Source organism: Telluria sp. ZT3P25, assembly GCF_059685895.1.
This window is the reverse complement of record NZ_JCASIJ010000001.1, coordinates 1,170,683-1,190,388: the sequence shown is the minus strand read 5'-3', so window position 1 is coordinate 1,190,388 and position 19,706 is coordinate 1,170,683. Positions and strand designations below refer to the sequence as shown.

The 19,706-nt window shown below is 65.1% G+C and carries 20 protein-coding genes; 11 read left to right on the top strand and 9 right to left on the bottom strand.

Translation table 11 applies throughout. The features are described 5' to 3' along the window. The first annotated feature begins 137 nt into the window (after positions 1 to 137). The 6 genes from AC56LY_RS05335 to AC56LY_RS05310 all read left to right on the top strand — a co-directional run bounded on the left by AC56LY_RS05335 (position 138) and on the right by AC56LY_RS05310 (position 4,638). Positions 138 to 1,016 carry a putative selenate ABC transporter substrate-binding protein gene (locus tag AC56LY_RS05335; protein WP_499577180.1) on the top strand — a complete coding sequence of 293 codons (879 nt, stop codon included), beginning with the start codon at positions 138 to 140 and terminating at the stop codon, positions 1,014 to 1,016. A 7-nt stretch (positions 1,017 to 1,023) separates the two neighbouring features. Beyond that, a complete protein-coding gene (locus AC56LY_RS05330; protein WP_499577178.1) occupies positions 1,024 to 1,839 on the top strand; it encodes a phosphonate ABC transporter ATP-binding protein in 816 nt (271 codons plus the stop codon). A gap of 2 nt (positions 1,840 to 1,841) precedes the next feature. After that, positions 1,842 to 2,672 (top strand): PhnE/PtxC family ABC transporter permease, encoded by an 831-nt coding sequence (locus AC56LY_RS05325; RefSeq protein WP_499577176.1) that lies wholly within the window; start codon positions 1,842 to 1,844, stop codon positions 2,670 to 2,672. Beyond that, on the top strand, positions 2,669 to 3,478 hold the full coding sequence (gene phnE / locus AC56LY_RS05320) for a phosphonate ABC transporter, permease protein PhnE (RefSeq protein ID WP_499577173.1): 810 nt from the start codon (positions 2,669 to 2,671) through the stop codon (positions 3,476 to 3,478). The genes AC56LY_RS05325 and phnE overlap by 4 nt, the downstream gene beginning before the upstream one ends. Positions 3,479 to 3,530: 52 nt before the next feature. Continuing rightward, positions 3,531 to 4,175 carry an ABC transporter ATP-binding protein gene (locus AC56LY_RS05315; RefSeq protein ID WP_499577172.1) on the top strand — a complete coding sequence of 215 codons (645 nt, stop codon included), beginning with the start codon at positions 3,531 to 3,533 and terminating at the stop codon, positions 4,173 to 4,175. A 172-nt stretch (positions 4,176 to 4,347) separates the two neighbouring features. Beyond that, positions 4,348 to 4,638, top strand: coding sequence for a hypothetical protein (locus tag AC56LY_RS05310; RefSeq protein WP_499577171.1), 291 nt, complete (start codon positions 4,348 to 4,350; stop codon positions 4,636 to 4,638). Between the two features lie 21 nt (positions 4,639 to 4,659). Here the strand turns inward: AC56LY_RS05310 and AC56LY_RS05305 are convergent, their stop codons facing one another. Continuing rightward, complete coding sequence (locus tag AC56LY_RS05305; protein ID WP_499577169.1) at positions 4,660 to 5,151, bottom strand: hypothetical protein; 492 nt, start codon at positions 5,149 to 5,151, stop codon at positions 4,660 to 4,662. 305 nt (positions 5,152 to 5,456) lie between these two features. Between AC56LY_RS05305 and AC56LY_RS05300 the strand changes: the two genes are divergently transcribed. Further along, positions 5,457 to 6,542, top strand: a complete 1,086-nt coding sequence (locus tag AC56LY_RS05300) for an AI-2E family transporter (RefSeq protein ID WP_499577167.1) — start codon at positions 5,457 to 5,459, stop codon at positions 6,540 to 6,542. Here the strand turns inward: AC56LY_RS05300 and AC56LY_RS05295 are convergent. The 8 genes from AC56LY_RS05295 to AC56LY_RS05260 form a co-directional block, all read right to left on the bottom strand. Then, positions 6,516 to 7,442: a Ppx/GppA phosphatase family protein gene (locus AC56LY_RS05295; RefSeq protein WP_499577165.1), complete on the bottom strand. Its 927-nt coding sequence runs from the start codon at positions 7,440 to 7,442 to the stop codon at positions 6,516 to 6,518. The two genes, AC56LY_RS05300 and AC56LY_RS05295, sit on opposite strands and share 27 nt — an antisense overlap. Positions 7,443 to 7,516: 74 nt before the next feature. Then, the gene (locus AC56LY_RS05290; RefSeq protein ID WP_499577163.1) at positions 7,517 to 8,689 is read right to left on the bottom strand and encodes a GGDEF domain-containing protein; all 1,173 of its coding nucleotides are present in this window, start codon (positions 8,687 to 8,689) and stop codon (positions 7,517 to 7,519) included. Between the two features lie 156 nt (positions 8,690 to 8,845). After that, complete coding sequence (locus AC56LY_RS05285) at positions 8,846 to 9,472, bottom strand: exopolysaccharide biosynthesis protein (RefSeq protein ID WP_499577161.1); 627 nt, start codon at positions 9,470 to 9,472, stop codon at positions 8,846 to 8,848. A 41-nt stretch (positions 9,473 to 9,513) separates the two neighbouring features. Beyond that, positions 9,514 to 9,762 (bottom strand): hypothetical protein, encoded by a 249-nt coding sequence (locus tag AC56LY_RS05280; protein WP_499577158.1) that lies wholly within the window; start codon positions 9,760 to 9,762, stop codon positions 9,514 to 9,516. Positions 9,763 to 9,830: 68 nt separating this feature from the next. Then, entirely contained in the window at positions 9,831 to 11,420 is a 1,590-nt protein-coding gene (locus AC56LY_RS05275) for an aspartate-alanine antiporter-like transporter (RefSeq protein WP_499577155.1), read from the bottom strand. Between the two features lie 232 nt (positions 11,421 to 11,652). Continuing rightward, positions 11,653 to 12,261, bottom strand: a complete 609-nt coding sequence (locus tag AC56LY_RS05270; protein WP_499577152.1) for a PEP-CTERM sorting domain-containing protein — start codon at positions 12,259 to 12,261, stop codon at positions 11,653 to 11,655. A gap of 429 nt (positions 12,262 to 12,690) precedes the next feature. Then, positions 12,691 to 13,662, bottom strand: a complete 972-nt coding sequence (locus AC56LY_RS05265) for a tripartite tricarboxylate transporter substrate binding protein (RefSeq protein WP_499577149.1) — start codon at positions 13,660 to 13,662, stop codon at positions 12,691 to 12,693. A gap of 27 nt (positions 13,663 to 13,689) precedes the next feature. Then, a complete protein-coding gene (locus AC56LY_RS05260) occupies positions 13,690 to 14,757 on the bottom strand; it encodes a porin (RefSeq protein ID WP_499577147.1) in 1,068 nt (355 codons plus the stop codon). A gap of 134 nt (positions 14,758 to 14,891) precedes the next feature. Between AC56LY_RS05260 and AC56LY_RS05255 the strand changes: the two genes are divergently transcribed. The 4 genes from AC56LY_RS05255 to AC56LY_RS05240 all read left to right on the top strand — a co-directional run bounded on the left by AC56LY_RS05255 (position 14,892) and on the right by AC56LY_RS05240 (position 19,684). After that, on the top strand, positions 14,892 to 15,581 hold the full coding sequence (locus AC56LY_RS05255) for a response regulator (protein ID WP_332529995.1): 690 nt from the start codon (positions 14,892 to 14,894) through the stop codon (positions 15,579 to 15,581). A gap of 13 nt (positions 15,582 to 15,594) precedes the next feature. Further along, complete coding sequence (locus tag AC56LY_RS05250; protein ID WP_499577146.1) at positions 15,595 to 17,073, top strand: sensor histidine kinase; 1,479 nt, start codon at positions 15,595 to 15,597, stop codon at positions 17,071 to 17,073. 273 nt (positions 17,074 to 17,346) lie between these two features. Continuing rightward, positions 17,347 to 18,864, top strand: coding sequence for a CitMHS family transporter (locus AC56LY_RS05245; protein ID WP_499581960.1), 1,518 nt, complete (start codon positions 17,347 to 17,349; stop codon positions 18,862 to 18,864). 19 nt (positions 18,865 to 18,883) lie between these two features. Then, positions 18,884 to 19,684, top strand: coding sequence for a fused MFS/spermidine synthase (locus AC56LY_RS05240; protein WP_499577144.1), 801 nt, complete (start codon positions 18,884 to 18,886; stop codon positions 19,682 to 19,684). The last annotated feature ends 22 nt before the right edge of the window (positions 19,685 to 19,706 follow it).

Genomic DNA, 19,706 nt, shown 5'->3' with positions numbered 1-19,706 from the left:
CGTAGTTCTGGTATTTCTCTGTGTATTGCTGTTTTAGCTATCATAGCGGATTCCCCGAATTCGCCTAGTCTGCCTCACGCCAAGCGTGCTGCCCCTCGGGTCAGCCCCGTTTCATTATTTTATAGACAAGAGCCACCATGACCCTGTCCTTCCGCCGCCACGTTCTCAAAACCCTGTGCGCCGCCGCTGCCGGCACGATGCTGATCGCGGGCGCCGCCCACGCGCAGAGCAATGGCGTGCTGCGCGTTTCGGCCATTCCCGACGAGTCGCCTACCGAACTGCAACGCAAGTTCAAGCCGCTGGGCGACTACCTGGCCAAGGCCACGGGTCTGAAGGTGGAATTCACGCCGGTGACTGACTACGCCGCGTCGGTGGAAGGCCTGGTCAACCGCAAGATCGACATGGTCTGGTTCGGCGGCTTTACGTTTGTGCAGGCAAACGTGCGCAGCAAGGGCCAGGTCACGCCGCTGGTACAGCGCGTGGAAGATGAAAAATTCCGCTCGGTCTTCATCACCACCGTGCCGACCATCACCAAGCTGGAAGACCTGAAGGGCAAGACGCTGGCCTTCGGCTCGGAATCGTCGACCTCGGGTCACCTGATGCCGCGCTCGTTCCTGCTGCAAGCCAAGATCAATCCGGACACCGACCTGAAGCGCATCGCGTTCTCGGGCGCCCATGACGCCACCGTCGCCGCAGTTGCCGGCGGCAAGGTCGATGCCGGCGCGCTGAACATCTCGGTATGGGAAAAGCTGGTCGAGGCGAAAAAGGTCGATCCGAAGCAGGTACGCGTGTTCTACACGACCCCGGGCTACTTCGACTACAACTGGACCGTGCGCACCGACATGGATCCGGCCCTGAAGAAGAAAATCACCGACGCCTTCCTGGCGCTGGACGATTCGACCCCGCAGGGCAAGGAAATCCTCGAACTGCAACGTGCCACCAAGTTCGTGACCACCAAGACCGCCAACTACGGCGCGATCGAAGCAGCGGCGAAAAACGCCGGCCTGCTGAAGTAAGACAGTCATGGCAACCTTTCGCCTGCGCGGCGTGACCGTGCGCCACCTGGCAGGCAGCCGCGCGCCTGCCCTGCATGCGCTCGATCTCGCGATCGGCGCCGGTGAACAGGTTGCCCTGATTGGCCCATCCGGGGCCGGCAAGACCACGTTGCTCGCGACGCTGGCCTGCGCCCACCAACCCAGCGAAGGTACGCTGGAAATCCTGGGCCAGGAACCGTGGAACCTGCTGCATGCCGCGCGCCACCGGCTGCGTGCGCGCCTGTTCCTGGCGCCGCAGACACCCCCGCTGCCTGCGCGCCAGCGCGTCGTCACCGCAGTTCTGGCGGCGCGCTTGCCGCACTGGACGCTGTGGCAGGCTTTGCGTTCGCTCGTACGCCCGCAGGATCCCGACGCGGCCCATGCCGCACTGTCGCGCTTTTCGCTGGGCGACAAGCTGTATGCACGCGTCGACCGCCTCTCCGGCGGCGAACGCCAGCGCTGCGGCCTGGCGCGCCTGCTGCTGTCGGATGCCGAAGCCCTGCTGGTCGACGAGCCCATCTCGGCGCTCGACCCGGCCCTGGCCCGCCACACGCTGGCCACGCTGCGCCAGGAAGCGGCGCAGCGCAACGCCACGCTGGTGTGCAGCCTGCACCAGGTGGATCTGGCACGTGAGCAGTTTGCCCGCCTGGTAGGCCTGCGCGACGGGCGCATCGTGTTCGACGCACCGCGCGAGCAGGTCACCGACACCATGATCGCCGACCTGTACGCCAACGAAAACGTCGAGCCGCACGTGGCGCCGCCGCACGACACGCCAGCCCAAATCGCCGTCGGCGCCTGTTTCTAGGCATGACGAGCAAGACCGTGCTGCATCCCGATCCGGCCTGGCGCGCGCGCCTGATGGGCGCCGTCGTCTTCATACTGCTGCTGTATCCGCTGCTGGTTGCAGCCGAATTCAAACCGTGGCTGCTGTTCGATGCGCAAAGCCTGCGCGCGGCCGGTGGCTTCCTGCGCGATTTTCTGACGCCCGAAACCGATCCCGCTTTCCTGGCGATGGTGCTGCGCGAAACCTGGCAGACGGTGGCGATTGCCACTGCCGGCCTGACGCTGGCGCTGATCGTCGCCATTCCCGCCACCTTCGTCATCAGCGAGCGCCTGTCGATTTCGCGCCTGGGCACGGGCCGCATCCGTCCGCTGGCCGGTGTCGTGCGCCAGGTCCTGCGCTGGATCCTGATGGTGCTGCGCTCCGTGCCCGAGCTGGTGTGGGCGCTGCTGTTCGTGCGCATCGTCGGCCTGGGCCCCACGGCCGGGGTGCTGGCGATCGCGCTGTCGTATTCGGGCATGCTGGCCAAGGTGTATGCCGAGATCCTCGAGTCGTCCGACGCGCATGCCACCGATGTGTTGCTGGCCAATGGCAGCGGGCGGTTGCCGGCGCTGCTGTACGGCGCCCTGCCCGATGCCAGCGCCGAACTCGTGTCGTACACCGTGTACCGCTGGGAATGCGCAATTCGCGGCTCGGCCGTGATGGGCTTTGTCGGTGCCGGTGGTCTGGGCCAGCGGCTGGATGAATCGACCAAGATGATGGCCGGCGGTGAAGTGGCCACGATGCTCATCATGTTCGTGCTGCTGGTGGCCGGCGCCGACCTGGTCTCGAAACTGCTGCGCCGGAGGATCGGATGAAGGCAGACACGACTCAGCGCGCCGCGATCCCCGCCCCGCCGCCACGCCAGATCGGCACCTGGCTCATTCTCGGCGGTCTGCTGGCGCTGATCGTCGCCAGCTTTGCTTCGCTGCCGCTGCAATGGCGCGCATTCTTCACGCGCGAAGCCATCGATTCGGCGTCCGAATTCCTGGCCGGCTTCGCGCCGCCCGACACCGCGCCGGCCTTCCTGGCCAAGACGCTCGTCGCGTTCTTGGAAACGCTGGCCATGTCGGCCATCGGCACCATCCTGGCAGCGCTGGTCGCCATGCCGCTGGCGCTGGCCGGCGCCGGACGCATGGGCCGCGCGGCGCGCGCCGTGACGCGCCTGGTGCTCAATGTGCTGCGCTCGATCCCCGAACTGGTGTGGGCCGCGGTGCTGCTGGTGCTGGCAGGCCTGGGTCCACTGGCCGGCACGCTGGCGCTGGCCGCGCACACGGCCGGCGTGCTGGGGCGCCTGTTCGCCGATGCGCTGGAAAACATCGAGCCGCACGCCGAACAAAGCCTGCGCACGAATGGCGCGCGGCCGCTGGCGGCGTTTCTGTACGCGACGCTGCCCCAGGCGCTGCCGCAGATGCTGTCATATACACTGTACCGCTGGGAAAACAATATCCGCGCGGCGGCGGTGCTGGGCGTGGTCGGGGCCGGGGGTCTGGGCCAGATGCTCAAGTACCACCTGTCGCTGTTCCAGATGCCCAGTGCTGCCACGGTCGTGATTGCGATGCTGGTGCTGGTGGCACTGGTCGACGCGGCCAGTTATGCACTGCGCCGCGCATTGATGCGTTGATATTCATCCGTTGCCATTCATGCGCTAACCCTACTTGCGGACACCTTACCCGATGCTCGAACTCGACCAGCTCACCAAATCGTATGGCGGCCGCACCGTGCTGGCCGAACTCTCGCACGTGTTCAAGGCGGGCGAATTCGTCGCGATCATGGGCGAATCGGGCGTCGGCAAGTCGACGCTGCTGAACCTGATCGCGGGCCTCGATACGCCCGACGGCGGGCGCGTGATCATCGACGGCACGCCGATCTCGAATTTGGACGACGACGCCGCCACCCGGTTGCGCCGTACCCGCATGGGCTTCATCTTCCAGGCCTTCCACGTGCTGCCGCACCTGACACTGCGTCAGAACGTCGCGCTGCCGCTGCTGCTGAACAAGGCGCCGCTCGAGCGCGCCGACGTGATGCTCGATGCAGTCGGCCTGCACGGGCGCGGCGGCGACTTCCCGCGCCAGCTTTCCGGCGGCGAAATGCAGCGCGTGGCGATTGCGCGCGCGCTGGTGCATCGTCCGGCCCTGCTGCTGGCCGATGAACCAACTGGCAACCTCGATCCCGAGACTGCCGGCAGCATCCTGCAACTGCTGCGTGACGAAACGCGCGCGCACGGCGCCGGCGCCATCATGGTCACCCACTCCCACGCCGCAGCCGCCATGGCCGACAAGGTCCTGCTGCTGACCCATTCCGGCCTGAAATTAGCGTAAGTTCCAAGAAGAAACGCTCGCTTACAGCGAAATTAGTTAAATGTGCAAACGCGTGCGTGATGCAATCGTAGTAATATCGCAACGACCCGCCACATATCGCCGTCAAAACAGGTGGGGAATATCCAGAACCAGCGCTCTGTCCTGAATCATGTTTACATCAGGGAGAACCGACATGACCGTACGACAGAAAAAACAGGAATTGCTCGACGCGATGCAACGAGCGCGCGAGCTGGAGCCGTCGAGCTTCGTGCCCAACAAGCTGCTCGACACGCTGATCGAGCGCATGCAACTGAAAAATGACGCGGAGCTGTGCCGGGTGCTGGAAGTGCAGCCCCCGATCATCAGCAAGATCCGCCACCGCAAGCTCAATGTCGGCGCGACGATCCTGCTGCGCATGCACGAAAAGTCGAACATTCCGATCCGCGAACTCAAGGAATTGACCAACGACTCGGCGCTGCACTGACGGCGCGCGAGGGCCTTGCCGTCACTCCGGTGCCGGTGGCCGCCCGGTCTTGAGCTGCGGCAGCGCCGCCAGCACGCCTTGCAAGGTCGCGACATCGAGCTGACCCAGCAGGGCCACACCAATGCGCAGCAATTCGCTTTTCTTGACGTCGATGCCTGCGCGCAGACAGGCCTGCTTTACTTCCAGCAGTACCGCATACTCCCCTTCCGGCATCGTGAAGCTGTCGCGCACGAGCGCCGGGCGTGCTTCGCGGGCAGGCGTGCGCTCCACGATCGGGACGACCGGCGGCCTGGCCGTGGTGCGCGGCGCGGCCGGCTTTCTTGCCGGACTGCTGGCCAGCGCCTTTGCTGCCGACTTGACCACCGCCTTCACACTGGTCTTCGCGGCGGGCCGGGTCGGCGCGACAGGCTTGGCGGGTTTGGTGACGGCCTTCGCGGACTTGGCGGGTTTGGCAGTGCTTGCGGCCGCAGGTGCGGCGCGGGATGCTGATTTGGCAGCAGGTGTGCGGGGCATAAGCCGCTCCGTCGTTGAGAGGGCAAACAATATAAACGATTTGCCAGTATGCTGTCGGACGGGAATGCACGGCGGGTAGCAGCCAAATGCCAGCAGCCGACGCCAATCCGCGCGACAATACAGGCGTCATAGAGCGAAGTTTCTGTTTTTCCGAAGTAAAGCTTCGACAAACTCCTCTTTTGCAGGAAATGAACCTGAATTATCCTGCCAAGGCGACGACTCTGCTGTAAACTTGTCGGCGCCGCGGGCTGCGTCTCGCGGGCCCCTGCGCACCCCAGTAATTTATGAACCCGACCCAGGCCAGTATGCGCACCAAGACTCAATGGATCCTGCCGGTGCTGTTTGCCGCCGCGCTGGCCCTGCTGCTCCAGCATTTCCTCGGCTCGATCGCGTGGGCCGGCCTGCTGGCCGTGATCACGTGGCCGCTGCACCAGCGCATGCTGCGCCGCGGCTGGCCGCCACTGGCCAGCGCCGCCTTCATGCTCATTCTGCTGATCGTCAGCTTCGTGGGCCCGTCCGTCCTGCTGTTCCATACACTCAGCAGCGAACTGGCCAGCCTGCAGCGCCTGCTCATCAGCTTCAACCAGACCGGCGTGCCGGTGCCGGCCTGGCTGACCGGCCTGCCACTGGTGGCCGAACCGGCCGTCACCTGGTGGCTCGAACACCTGGCCGTGCCGGGTGGCCTGAACGCCCTCGTACGCACGACCCTGGGCGACTTCATGCCACACCTGACCGACACGGCGCGCGTCTGGGGCTCGACCATCCTGGCCAATGCGCTGTACCTGTTCCTGACACTGTTGACGCTGTTCGTGCTGTACCTGCACGGCGCGGCCGTGATGCATTACATCGACGGTGCCGGCCAGCGTCTGGCGCCCGTCCAGTACGCCAAGCTGCGCCGCGTGCTGCCGCTGTCGGTGCGCGGCACGGCGCTGGGCCTGGGCTCGATCGCGATCCTGGAAGGCATCGTGCTGGGCGTGGCCTACTGGATCGCCGGCGCGCCGGCTCCGGTGCTGCTGGGCGTGATCACCGGCTACCTGGCCCTGATCCCGGGCGGCGCGCCGCTGTCGTTCACGATGGTCTCGCTGCTGCTGTTTGGTCAGGGCAATTCGGCCGAGGCACTCGGCCTGTTCACCTGGGGCGCGGTCGAGCTGTTCCTGGTCGATAAATTCATCCGCCCGAAACTGATCGGCAAGCGCGTGAACCTGCCGTTCCTGGCGGTGCTGTTCGGCCTGCTGGGCGGCGTGTCGACGCTGGGCGTCATTGGCCTGTTCGTCGGCCCGCTGATGATGGCGATCCTGTTCGGCTGGCTGCGCGACAGCACACCGGCAGCGCCGCTGGTGCTGACCCCGGTGGCGCTGGAACCGTCAAACGATACCCAGGGTATCCGCTAGCGTCCCGCCGACCGCCCCGGCGCGCTGGTGCATGTCCCACAGCGCGCCGACACGCAGCCCGGCGGTCACCGGTGTGACCGCCGCGATCTCGAGTTCTTCCATCAAGCCGCACAACAGCGCCAGCCCGCCGGCCAGATGCGCCCCCTCGCGGGTGACAATGAAGGCGTCGCGCAGAAGAGCAAGATCGCCCTGCGTCAGCGGCGTACCCATATTCCCGCCCCGGTGCGCGTGGCCGGCCAGCGCGCGCACCGTGGCGCACGCCCCATACGCCATGTCCCAGCCGCGCGCCCCGAACCCCGCTTCGGCGAAGCGGCTGCGGCTCGAGCGCACGGCGGCGTCAAAGCCGGCCGCGTCGATCCGCCCGTTTGCAAAAAACGTCAGGCTCTGGCGCACCGCGCCGAGTGCGAACGATTCGATGCGCCGGATCGCCGCGCCCTCCCCGATCACCAGCTCGGTCGACACGCCGCCGATGTCGAGCACGAGCCGTGGTGCACAGTCGGCCGCGCCCAGGGTATTCGCCACGCCCAGGTAGACCAGGCGCCCGGCTTCATCGCCCGCGATGATGTCGACCGGGTGACCGAGCGCGCGCCCCGCTGCCAACAGGAACAGGGAGGCATTGCGCGCCATGCGCAGGGCGGCCGTGGCCACGACGCGCACCGCATGCGGCCGCCAGGCATCCAGTGCACCCCGGAATTGCGCCAGGCAGGCCAGCGCACCCCGCAGCGCGGCGCTGTCAAGCATGCCGTCTTCGTCGAGCGACGCCGACAGCTCGACCTTCTCGCACATGGTCGCGACGAGCTCCAGCACGCCATTATTGAAACGGCCGATGTGCAGACGAAAACTGTCCGAGCCAAGCTCGACAGCGGCATAGATGGGGGATTCGTGATCGATGGGCGGCATGGCGCATGAGCATAAGCGGCCACCGTGACGGGCGCATTACATGGCGCTGCGAGGTGCGCCCGTGCGCCCGTGCGCTAGATATCGGCGACTGCTTCGCTGGCAGGTGCCACGCGATTGCGCCCGGCCTGCTTGGCTTGCTGCATGGCCTCGTCGGCGCGCTGGAACAGCGAGGTCGTGCTGTCTTCGGGCCGGATCGTCGTCACGCCGAAGCTGGCCGTGAGCTTGATCATCGCCCGCTCGCTCTTGACTGGCGTCGTGTCGATGGCCACCCGGATACGCTCGGCCACCATGACGGCCTCATCGAGGCTGGTACGCGGCAGCAGGACCGCGAATTCGACGCCCACGACGCGGCCCAGCTGGTCGCTGTCACGCAACTGGCGCCGGCACAAGGCGACCATCTGGTGCAGCACCACGTCGCCGGCCGGATGCCCGTAGCTGTCATTGACGCGCTTGAAGCCGTCCAGGTCGAACACAATCAGCGCAGTCGGCAGGCCGGGCCGGCGCGCCAGTGCAATCCAGGGCGCAAGCAGCTGGAAGAAACCGCGCCGGTTCGGCGCATCGGTCAACGGATCGATCGTCTCGAGCCGTTCAAGCGTATCCTGCAGGCGTTCGCGGGTCAGCAGCAGCACACCGAAGGCATTGCCGAGCAAGAGCAGGTACAGGGCGCCACTGGAGAATTGGCTCAGCAGGTCATTCGAGAGCCAGCCCCAGCCACGTGGCAACAGCAGCACCGACAGCCCGCGCGCCGCGACCACCAGCGCCAGCGCCCCTGTGGCCAGCGCCAGGAAGCGTTGCAACAGGCTGGCATCACGCCAGCGCCAGCCGAGCGCCACCGCGCCGGACAGGTAGAACGCACCCAGCAGGAGCGATGCGGCCACGCTGCGCAAGCCTTCTTCATCGACAAAGTAGCACAGGAAGAACACGAGGATGGCCACGCCACCCAGGATCAGCGTCGGCTTGCGCCAGCCGGGCCGGCGCGCCGCTTCCCAGGCAGCGCCCGCCTCGACTGCGACGCCGGCGAACAGCAGCGCATAGCCGCCGGGAATCGAGATGGGGGCCGGCACCACGCCGGCGTCGCCCAGCGCCAGCAGCAGCCAGGCGCCGCCCTGGATCTGTTTCGACAGGCCCCAGAAGGTCAGCGCAGGGGCGCGTACGGGACCGTGATTGAAAAACGTGAGCAGCGCGCACAGGGTCAGGTTGCCCAGCGCGAGCACCAGCACCATCGTCGACGCATCCAGCATAGGCATGTCATTACTCATGTTCGGCGTTCTCGGGTGCCGCCACCAGGCTGGCTGGCCGGGGCGCGGGGTAATTGGTTCGCGCCACGGGGCCGGCAGACGGCGCACGGGCAGCTGACGGCCAGCTTATCAGAAAGAGATGCCTTGCAACAAGCAACGCTGCCGTCAGCCGACCAAGCGGTTGAACACTTCGCGCATGGCCAGGCCGCCGCCGCCAATCAGCACGCCGAAATAGATGATCGTCACGACATTGCTGATGTGGCCCAGCAGGATGCACACGCCGTCGCGCTGCAGCAAGCCAATGGCCAGGAACAGGATGGCCACGGCCGGGAACGTATTGCTGAACGGGATCAGGCCGAACGGCATCATCAGCAGCACGGCGCCCAGGATCAGGGCCGCGTTGTTGAAGAACGCGACCGGACCGGCAGCGACCAGCCACTGGATGCGGTTGGGCTTGCTGACACGCTCGAGTTTCTTGAGCCACGACAGCGCCTTGCGCAGCAGCGGGCGCAGCTTGCGCGTGCCGATGACGCGGTGTTCGAGCTTCGACGGAATCCACAGCTCGCGCCCGCTCAGGCGGCTCACGCTGATCAACAGGATCGCGGCGCCGAAGACGGTGCTCACGCCGGGAATCGAAATCGGGATCAGGAACACCAGCGTGAGCAGCGCCACCAGGATCAGGAGGCCATCGTTGCCGACGCTGCGGATCAGTTCACTGAGGGTGATGCCGGTGCGCGGCATCGAGCGGACCAGCGCGCGCAGGCGCTGGGAAACGGGTGGTTCACTGTGCATGGTGTTTTCTTGTGGTGCGTCCGGATGGCCGAACAGGGTGGCTACTGGCCAACGCAAATGATCCGGGTCTCGTACTCGGCCGCTTTTTCTTTCTTGGTGCTGGCCCAGGCGATGACTTCGTCCGCTTGCGCGATCGTCATGATCGTCGCCTTCTCCTTGTTCTTGATGAAGGAGACGCCTTCGAACTTGCCTTCCTTGCTGCGCATGACCTTGGCGAAGACCGGTGGTTTCTTGCCGTCGTCCGACCGTTTGTCCTGGCGGACGAGATAACGCTGCTCTGCTGGTTCCATAAAATAGTCCGTGCTTGATCGATCAAACCGCTATTTTACGGTGCGCGGATTGCGGACACGTGAAAAGTTCACCGCCCCACGACGCCGATCACTTGCACCAGCACGATCTTGAGCACGGTCATCGACGGAAAAATCATCGCGTAACCGATATCGGGCCGGTCCGTCGGCGCGATCCGGTTGGCAAACGCGAGAATGGCGGGATTGCCCGTGGTGCCGGCCACGATGCCGACCACGCTGTCGAACGGCAGGCGAAACACGAACAGGGCAATGACCATCGTGACGATGACGAGCGTGGCTGCGATCGCACTGCCCAGCAGCAGGTACAGCAAACCATCGTTGGCGATCGCCGCGGCAAACGTCGCGCCCGACGAGATGCCCACGACCGCCAGGAACAGCGTCAGGCCAAAGTTACGCAGGACCAGGTTGGCCGGGATTGGCATCGCCCACTGGAACATGCCGCTGCGGCGGCGCCAGCCGAGCACCAGTGCGACCAGCAGCAGCCCCGCAAACCCGAATGAAAACTGCCCGATCAGCGGCAACGGCCATACGATCGCCCCAAACGCCAAGCCCAGCGTCACGCCGACGCCGATCCCGATATAGCTCACCTCCCCCGTGCTGCGCACCGAGTCGCCGAACAGCTTGCGCAGCGCAGGAAAGCTGCTGCGCGGCGCGAGCACACCGATGCGGTCGCCCAGTTCGAGCAGGCGACCAGGACTCAGGACCAGGTCGGCATCTCCCCGCCGCAGGTGCAGGACGCGGGCATTGAGTGCAGCTGGCAGCGCCAACGCGCTCAATGACATGCCGGCCATGCTGGCGCTGGACACGAAGAAGCGGTCATAGTCGAGGTCGCTGCGGTCATGCAGCATGACGCCCGGATGTGCCGGGCCGAAGCGCGTGGCAACCTCGTGCAGCACGGCCTGGTCATTGCCTGCGACAAGCAGGCGGTCGCCCGACTCGATGCGCATCGCGTTGTCGGCCACCAGATTGTGCTCGCCGCGGCGGAGTGCGACGATGGCCACGCCATCGGGCAAGCGCGCTGCGGCTTCAAGCAGGGTCATGCCCAGCACGGAGAATTCAGCCACGTCGATTTCTTCCAGATGCAGCGCAGACGATGCCGGCGCGGCGGTTGCAGGCTTGAACACGGCGTTGTACAGGCCGAGCAGCAGGATGGGCACGGCAACGCCGACCGGGTACGCAACCGAATAGCCGGTCGCAGCCGACGTACCGAACACGGCCAGCGCCGCTTGCAGCGCCGCCGTGCTGGTGCCGGCACCGGCGAAAGCGCCCAATGCTTCGGGCAAGGCGAAGACCGGGAACAGCCATGCCACGCCGACAGCCAGGGCCAATGCCGTGAAGACGGCCAGTAGCGCCGCCAGATTGGCCCTGATGCCGTCAGGCGTCGTCAAGCCGCGGAAGAACTGGGCGCCATAGGCAATGCCGACGCCGTACAGGAACAGGAGCAGCCCCAGGTTGCCCAGCATGCCGGGCAAGACGAGGTCAGGTACGGCCGCGCCGACCGCGAGGCCGACGAACAGCACCGCGCCGGAGCCGAGCGACAAGCCCTTCACGCTGACTGCCCCCAGCAGGTAGCCTGCAGCGATGGTGAAAAACAGCGCAAACATCGGCTGGTGGCTGAAGAACGTGGTGATGGCGGTCATGGACGTTGCCTAGTTGCATGTGTGTGATGCAGTCTACGGCATGGGAAGGGAGTTGCCCGCGGTTAGTGCGATATAAACTTTTTGGGGATCACGTGATGCCTTCCGATAGCACCCGTTGCTACCGGCGACCTGCACATCAATTGCTCCCAGCAACATATTGGCGTGGCCGGTTACATGCATGTTTTTGGCTATAAAGGCTGCCGCATCAACGATGCGCGCAGCCAGTACCTGATCAGCAGATGCGCACAGGATATGATGGCGTTATGCGCTTGCGGCGGGTTGCTGCGATGCCCAGTGCTCCGAGACTAAGCAGCAAGACTGAGGCCGGTTCAGGCACTTCAGATTGCTGGGTGATCGATACTACGCCAAGCAAGAGGGGATTGGAGTCGAAATTCGATCCGCCAAAGCGGAACTGCAAGACATCCCCTGCTTCAACATTTTCAAATGTGTAGCTGCCGACCATGTAAAAGCCGTCGAATGGGCTGAAATTGAGTAGCGTTTCTACTGCCGAGCCATTAGATGCCGTAAGAAATGCATGGGTCGCAAAAAACGCATGTTCACCCCAATAAGTCCAATCGAAGGTGTAATCACCTGCATCAGCCACCGTTGCTGTTGCGGACCATGCACCGCCGCTATAAGCGAGCGGACCGGTACCGTTATATTCGAACACTGTGGTCTCATTGGTCGTCGAGACAGTGCTCGTGCCAGGACCAGCCAGTGCCCAGTCAAGCAGCGCTGCATGACTCGCAGGTGCTGCGATTAATGCAGAAAGCAACGCGCAGCCAGCCAACAGTTGCCGAACGCCGAACATCGTTTTTTTACCCAATTCAAGTTGATTCATTTTATCCCTAGTTAGTTATAAGCCTGCTTGCCTGATTGGCGTATCAACCTAAGCAATAAACAAGCCATATAATAAAAATAATATAAATCAACAGCTTGCAAACAATTCAACAGAACTGAAATTTAGATATGTCAGATTAATCGACAATATTTATGCCATACACATTGAATTGAGGAAGAAATTTCCCACTGCCGTCTCGCCGGGACCAAGATCGGAATCCTTGCAGATAATGCCCTCAGAAATACCGCCTGCTGATTTGCTCAATGCAGACTCTCATGGCCTGACGCAAACTGAAGGGATTTGATAATAAACCTTCAGCCCGAGCCGGGGTATTTTCAATTCCATCCAGAATATTTTCAGGCCCGTGAAGAAGAATGCGGAAATGATCGAGCCAATAAGCCGCCTTGGATCTGCCCACCACGCGCCGACCTACGGCTCACGCAACAACTTGAACTGCCTCGCCTGCCGGTGATACGTATCCACCGACTGCTTGACATACCGCGTAAGCGCATCCCCCGTCAGCGCAAAAGGATACAACCCGGCCTGCGTCCGCATTTCCGCGAATGCGGGCGAGTTCTCGACGCCGTCGAACGCCTTCACCCAGCGCCGGTAATCCGCCTCGCGCACGTCGGGCCCCATCCAGACGCCGCGGATCACCGGCCAGACCACGTCATACCCCTGCTCACGCGCCGTGCGCACGCCAGCCAGCGCGCCGGGCAAACGCTGCTCGGACAGCACCGCCAGCACGCGCACATTGCCGGCTCTCGCTGCCAGCAGCGCTTCGGACGTGTCCCCCGACACTGCCTGCACGTGCCCTGCCCCCATCGCGATGAATTGTTCGCCACCGCCTTCGAGGGCGACAAAGCGCAGCTTGCGCGGGTCCACGCCAGCCATGCGTGCGAGCAGCGCCATCTTGATCCAGTCCTGGCTACCAACGGTGCCGGACATGCCGATCAAGACCTGCTTCGGATTGCGCCTGATCGCGCCCAGCAGGTCGGACAGTGTCTTGTAGGGGGAATCGGCGCGCACGGCGACCATGCCGTAGTCGGCGCCGAAGGCCGCGACCCAGCGCACATCGTCGACGTCGGCCTTGCCGAATTTGCCCAGCGCGAGATTCAGGACCGAGCCGCCCGAGAACGTGACGAGCGTGTTGGCTTCGCTGCGGCGCTGCGAGACGACCGAGTGCCAGGCCACGGCGCCCACGCCCCCGGGCAGGTAGCTGAGCGTGAGTTCAGGCGCGCCCGGCTGCTCGTGCAGCGCTTTTTGCGCCAGCTTGCAGGTGAGGTCCATGCCGCCGCCGGGTTTCGACGGGATCAGGCATTCGGCGGCGCCGGCGTGCGGCAGGCCGCCGAGCGCCAGCATGGTCAACAGGAAGACGTGCGAGGTTTTCATGGCGCCCATGATACCGCCGCACGGTAAGGCGTGGCATCAGAAGCGGTGCTGCATGCCCGCGGTGATGCCGCTCTGGGTCGACCCGAAGCCCGGATCGTCGCGCGACAGGCCAATCAACTGGCCGTTGTCCGCCTTCGCATGCGCCAGTGACAGGTACAGGTCCGTGCGCTTGGACAGCGCCAGCATGGCGCGCGCGACGAACATCGTCGGGTCGGCGTCCAGATTGGCAGGCAGGTTCTTCGTGTTGATGTGATACACCGCGCCCGTCAGCGTGACCGCGTCGATCGTGCGCGTGATGCCGCCCCAGTAGGTGTCGCCGCGCAGGTCGGCCAGGTTGGTACGGCCCTGCGCCATCTTGTAGCCGCGCTTGCCGGCCGTGTAGCGCCACGGGCCGCTGCGGTAGTCGACCGCCACGTGATACGCCGTCGTCTCGTCGAGCGCATTCGTGGCGACGCCCTCGATGGGCGTGCCGTCGATCCGCTCCCACGAGGCCATCACGCCCAGGCCATCGCCGAACCACGAGCCGCCCAGCGCCAGCTTGCGGCCTTCGCGCGAGCTGCCCGAACGTTCGCCCAGGCCCACCGTGGCGCCGTAGGTGAAGCCGCCCGTGCGCCCCGTGTACTTGATCAGGTTATCGAACTGGGTCGTCATGCCGTAGCGCGATGGCCGGGTGGCGCTGCCGCCCGTGGCCCACGAATAGTTCGGTGCAAAGCCCAGTGGATCGAACTTGATCACCAGTTCGTACACGGTGGTAAACGAGCGGCCGATGACGATCCGGCCCAGGTCGTTCTCCAGTCCCACGTAGGCCTGGCGCTTGAAGATCGCGCCGTCACTGGCGCCCGTATCGAGCAGGATGCCGCCTTCGAGGTTGAAGACGGCTTTCAGGCCGCCGCCCAGGTCTTCGCTGCCGCGAAAGCCCCAGCGAGACGTGTTCTTGCCGCCCGAGATGACGCGCACTGCGTTGCCGCCGTCTTCGCCGGCATGGTTGACGAATTCCGCGCCAGCGTCGATCAGGCCATAGACCTGGACGTTGCTCTGGGCGAGGACGGGTGCGGAAAGGGACAGCGCTGCCAGGACGGCAAGCGCGAGGGCCGATTGTTTCATGTGTCTCCGGACGTTGTTATGGTGATCTGCTGCAGCTGGGTCGCTGCTTGTGGGCTGACTATAGGGGCACGAGCCTTTCAGTTCGCTTTCAGTGGCGCTTTTCGGGAAAGCCGCTTTGCGTTTACACTGGCGCGATGAGAATCCTGCTCGTTGAAGACCATGTCGAACTGTCCCACTGGGTGTCCAAGGCCCTGCGCGACGCCAAGCTCACCGTCGAATGCGCCGCCACCGGCGCCGATGCCGACGCGCTGCTGCACACCCAGGACTACGCCCTGGTGATCCTGGACCTGACGCTGCCCAAAATGGACGGCCTGGACGTGCTGCGCCGGTTGCGTGCGCGCGGCGGCGCGCGGGGCGGCACGCCGGTGCTGATCCTGACTGCGCGCGGTGGCCTCGAAGACCGCGTGCAGGGCCTGAACCTGGGCGCCGACGACTATCTGCCCAAGCCGTTCGAGCTGGCCGAACTCGAAGCCCGCGTCAAAGCGCTGCTGCGCCGCCGCAGCGGCAACGAAGCGCTGGTGCACGAATGCGGCGGGCTGCGCTTCGACACCGTGTCGCGCATGTTTACCATCTGCGGCGAAGCGCTCGCGCTGACGCCACGCGAGCACGCCGTGCTCGAAGCGCTGATCGCGCGCCCGGGCCGCGCGCTGTCGAAAGAAAAGCTGTTCGACGAAGTGTTCGCGCTGGCCGACGACGTCAACCTCGACGCCATCGAGCTGTATATCCACCGCATCCGCAAGAAGCTCGAAAAGTTTCCGGATGCCCGCGCGATGATCGTCACGCTGCGCGGCATCGGCTACCTGATGCAGCAGCGGCCCGATTGAGCCGCCGCACGCGATGACCCTGCGCGCATCCCTGCTCCAGATCACCGCCGGCCGGCCACTGGGCAGCCTGCGCGGACAGCTGCTGCGCTGGCTGATCCTGCCGCTGGTGCTACTGGTCGCGCTCAATGCGGTCTCGCTGTACCGCGACGCCCTCGAAGCAGCCGATGTCGCCTATGACCGCTCGCTGCTGTCGTCCACGCGCGCGCTGGCCGAGCGGGTCTCGGTCCAGGATGGCAAGGTCGTCGCCAACGTGCCCTACGTGGCGCTCGACAGCTTTGAAACCGACACGCTGGGCCGCATCTATTACAAGGTCACAGGCCTGCACGGCGAAACCGTGTCGGGCTACGACGACCTGCCGCCGGTGCCGAAGAACGTGCCGCGCACCGACCTGTATCCGGCGCTGGTGCGGTTCTATCACGCCACCTACAACGGCGAGCGCGTACGCATCGCGGCGCTGCTGCAGCCGGTCTACGACGATTCGATGCGGGGCATCGCGCTGATCCAGGTCGGCGAAACGCTCGACGCGCGCCAGGCCCTGTCGCGCGATATCCTGCTCAGCACCCTGCTGCGCCAGGCCTTGCTGGTGCTGGCGGTGGCGGCGATGGTGTGGTTCGCCGTGCGCCTGGTGCTGCGGCCCCTGATGCTCCTGAAGAACGAGGTCGAGACGCGCGCGCTGTCCGACCTGTCGAACATCGACCCGGCGCTCGTGCACAAGGAAGTGCGGCCGCTGGTGGCGGCGATGAATGGCGCGATGGCGCGCACGCAGGACCTGATCGCCAGCCAGCGCCGCTTCATCGCCGACGCCTCGCACCAGCTGCGCACCCCGCTGGCGGTGCTCAAGACGCAGGCCGAACTGGCCCTGCGCGAAAACGATCCGGCCGCGATGCGCTCGATTGTCAGCTCGATTGCCGGCACTACCGACGGGGCAATCCACTTGGCCAACCGCCTGCTGACGCTCGCGCGCATCGAGCATGGCGGCGGCATTGCGGCCACTACGCCGGTGTCGCTGGCAGAGGTGGCGCGCCAGGTCGGGCTCGAACTGGCGCTGCCGGCAGTGCAGAAAGGGATCGACCTGGCGCTCGAAGCCGATGCCGACGATCAGACCACGGTGCCGGGCCAGGCGCTGCTGCTGCATGAAATGGTGTCGAACCTGGTCGACAATGCGATCCGCTACACGCCCGCTGGCGGCAGCGTGCTGCTGCAGGTCCGGCGCGAAGGCGACGGTGTCACGCTCGCCGTCAGCGACAGCGGGCCCGGCATCGCAGCGGGCGATGTCGATAAAGTGTTCATGCCGTTCTACCGCGCCCAGGCGACGCTCGAAGCCAATCCGGGCGGCACCGGGCTCGGACTGGCCATCGTGCGCGATATCGCCAACCTGCACGGTGCCAGTATCGCGCTGGGCCAGACCGATGGCGGGCATGGCCTGAGCGTGCGCCTGGTATTCCCCGCGCCGGCAATCGTTGAAGCGTCAAGTGCACTGAAAGCCAATTGAAAGGCACGCACGCCTATAGTTGGTGCAAACAGCAGCACACCAACGACAACGATCGGAGACACCATGCACACCCCCGCCCCTGCGCCCGCCGCCCTGGCCGCGCTTTCCCGCCTTTGAACCGCGCCTGAAAAAAACGGCGCGCGATCAACCGTGTATCGGCCTGCATGAAGCAGCCGTGCACCACAACCCCACGCGCCACCTGCATTAACACCACGGGCCCCAGCGGCCCACACACCGCGTGCGGCAAGCGCACCGGCAAGGAGAATGATGATGATGTTGACCATCCTGGCGTATTCCATGGTCGTCGTGTTCATGTACCTGATCATGACCAAGCGCCTGCCGGCGCTCGTGGCCCTGATCGTGGTCCCTATCGGGTTCGGCGTGATCGGCGGCTTCGGCCCGCAGCTCGGCCCGATGATGCTCGACGGGATCCGCAACCTGGCCCCGACCGGCGTCATGCTGATGTTCGCCATCCTGTACTTCGGCATCATGATCGATTCTGGCCTGTTCGACCCGGTCGTGCGCCTGATCCTGAAGATCGTCGGCGGTGACCCGTTCAAGATCGTCGTCGGCACTGCCGTGCTGGCGATGTTCATCTCGCTCGACGGCGACGGCGCCACGACCTACATGATCACCGTTGCCGCCATGCTGCCGCTGTACGTGCGCCTCGGCATGAGCCGCCTGGTGCTGGCCTGCGTCATCATGCTGGCCGGCGGCGTCTTCAACATCCTGCCATGGGGCGGCCCGACGGCGCGCGCCGCCACTGCCCTGGGCGTGGACGTCAGCGACATCTTCGTACCAATGATCCTGCCGATGGCCGTTACCTCCCTCTGGGTCGTGTTCGTGGCCTGCGTGCTGGGCATGAAGGAGCGCAAGCGCCTGGGCATCATGACGCTGCCGACGCAGGCTGAAAAAGCGGAAAAAGCGGCCCAGGCAGCACAGAATGTCGCCGTGCTGCAGCCGGCCGTGGCCGCTGAAATGAACGGCACCACCGGCCACTGGAGCCCAAGCGCCGCTGCTGCAGCGCGCGATGGCAATGTGCACCAGCTGGCGGGCGGCCGGGTCGAATCGACGGTGACGTCGTCGGCCGAACCGGCGCTGGCCATCGGTGGTGGTAACGGCGGTGGCGATGACAACGACGTCTCGAACGCCGCGATCAAGCGCCCACGCCTGATCTGGATCAACTTCGCGATGACCACCCTGTTGATGGTGTTCCTGATCAAGGGCGTGCTGCCACTGCCCGTGTTGTTCATGATCTTCTTCGCTGTCGCGATCATGATCAACTACCCGGGCCTCGAAGAGCAGAAGGAGCGCATTGCGCACCATGCCGCGAACGTGCTGCCAGTGGTGTCGCTGATCTTCGCGGCCGGTATCTTCGTTGGCATCCTGCAAGGCACCAAGATGGTCGATGCGATTGCGCTGTCTGTCATCGCCGGCGTGCCCGACTGGATGGGTCCGTACCTGGCGGTCGTCACGGGTCTGCTCAGCATCCCGTTCACGTTCTTCATCTCGAACGACGCGTTCTACTTCGGCATCGTGCCGGTGCTGGCCAAAGCGGCCGAAGTGTATGGCATCACGGCGGCAGAAATCGGCCGCGCTTCGGTGATCGGCCAGCCGGTTCACCTGCTCAGCCCACTGGTCGCCTCGACCTATCTGCTGGTCGGCATGTGCAAGGTGGAGTTTGGCGACCACCAGCGCTTCACGCTGATCTGGTCGATCTCGGCTGCCCTCGTGATGCTGGTGGCGGCACTGGTGTTCGGCGTGGTCCCGCTGATGGGCAGCGCCGCTTAAGCGATCCCTCGGGCGCGGCATGGCGACGTATACTCGCGCCATGCCCGCGCCCTCCGATCTCCCCGACTCTCCTGCCACGACAGCGCCGCTGGTCATCAGCGACGGCGTGCGCCGCACGCTCGGCTTCACACCGGGCGACGTGCAAAGCGAGATGCTGCTGGCGCGGCCCGATGCGCTGGTCCTCGACTACACCCGCGCCATGATGTGCTTTGCGCTGTTCGCACCGCAGCCGCGCCACATCGTCATGGTGGGCCTGGGTGGCGGCTCGCTCGCCAAGTTTTGCTACCGCCACTTTCCCACTGCCCGCATCACCGTGCTCGAGATCCGCGCCGACGTGATCGCGCTGCGCGACCTGTTCTGCGTGCCGCCGGACGATGCGCGCCTGCGCGTGCTGCATTGCGACGCCGCCGATTACCTGGCGCGCACGCCGGGCGATGCCGACGTGCTGCTGGTGGACGGCTTCGACGGGCGCGGCCTGCCACCGGCACTGGCCAGCACAGCGTTCTACGCAGCCTGCCGGCGCGCGCTGCGGCCCGGTGGCGTTCTGGTGGCCAATATTTTCACGTACGATCCCGATTATGTGTCTTTCTTACAACGGTTGAGAGATGCCTTTAACGGCCGCATCCTGTGGTTCCAGCGCATTGCCGGCAACAACCGGATCCTGTTCGCCGTCCATCCCGCCACAGCGCCCTCGCGCGGACAACGCCTGCTGGCAAGCCTCGCACGGCCCGGAAGAGACCCCAGCGGCATCGGCTTTGGCTGGAGCAACCGGCTGCTCGCACGCGGCGTGGTTGCATGGCTGGCATGGCGGCGTGACTAATATGCTTTTACCCACGGCGGGC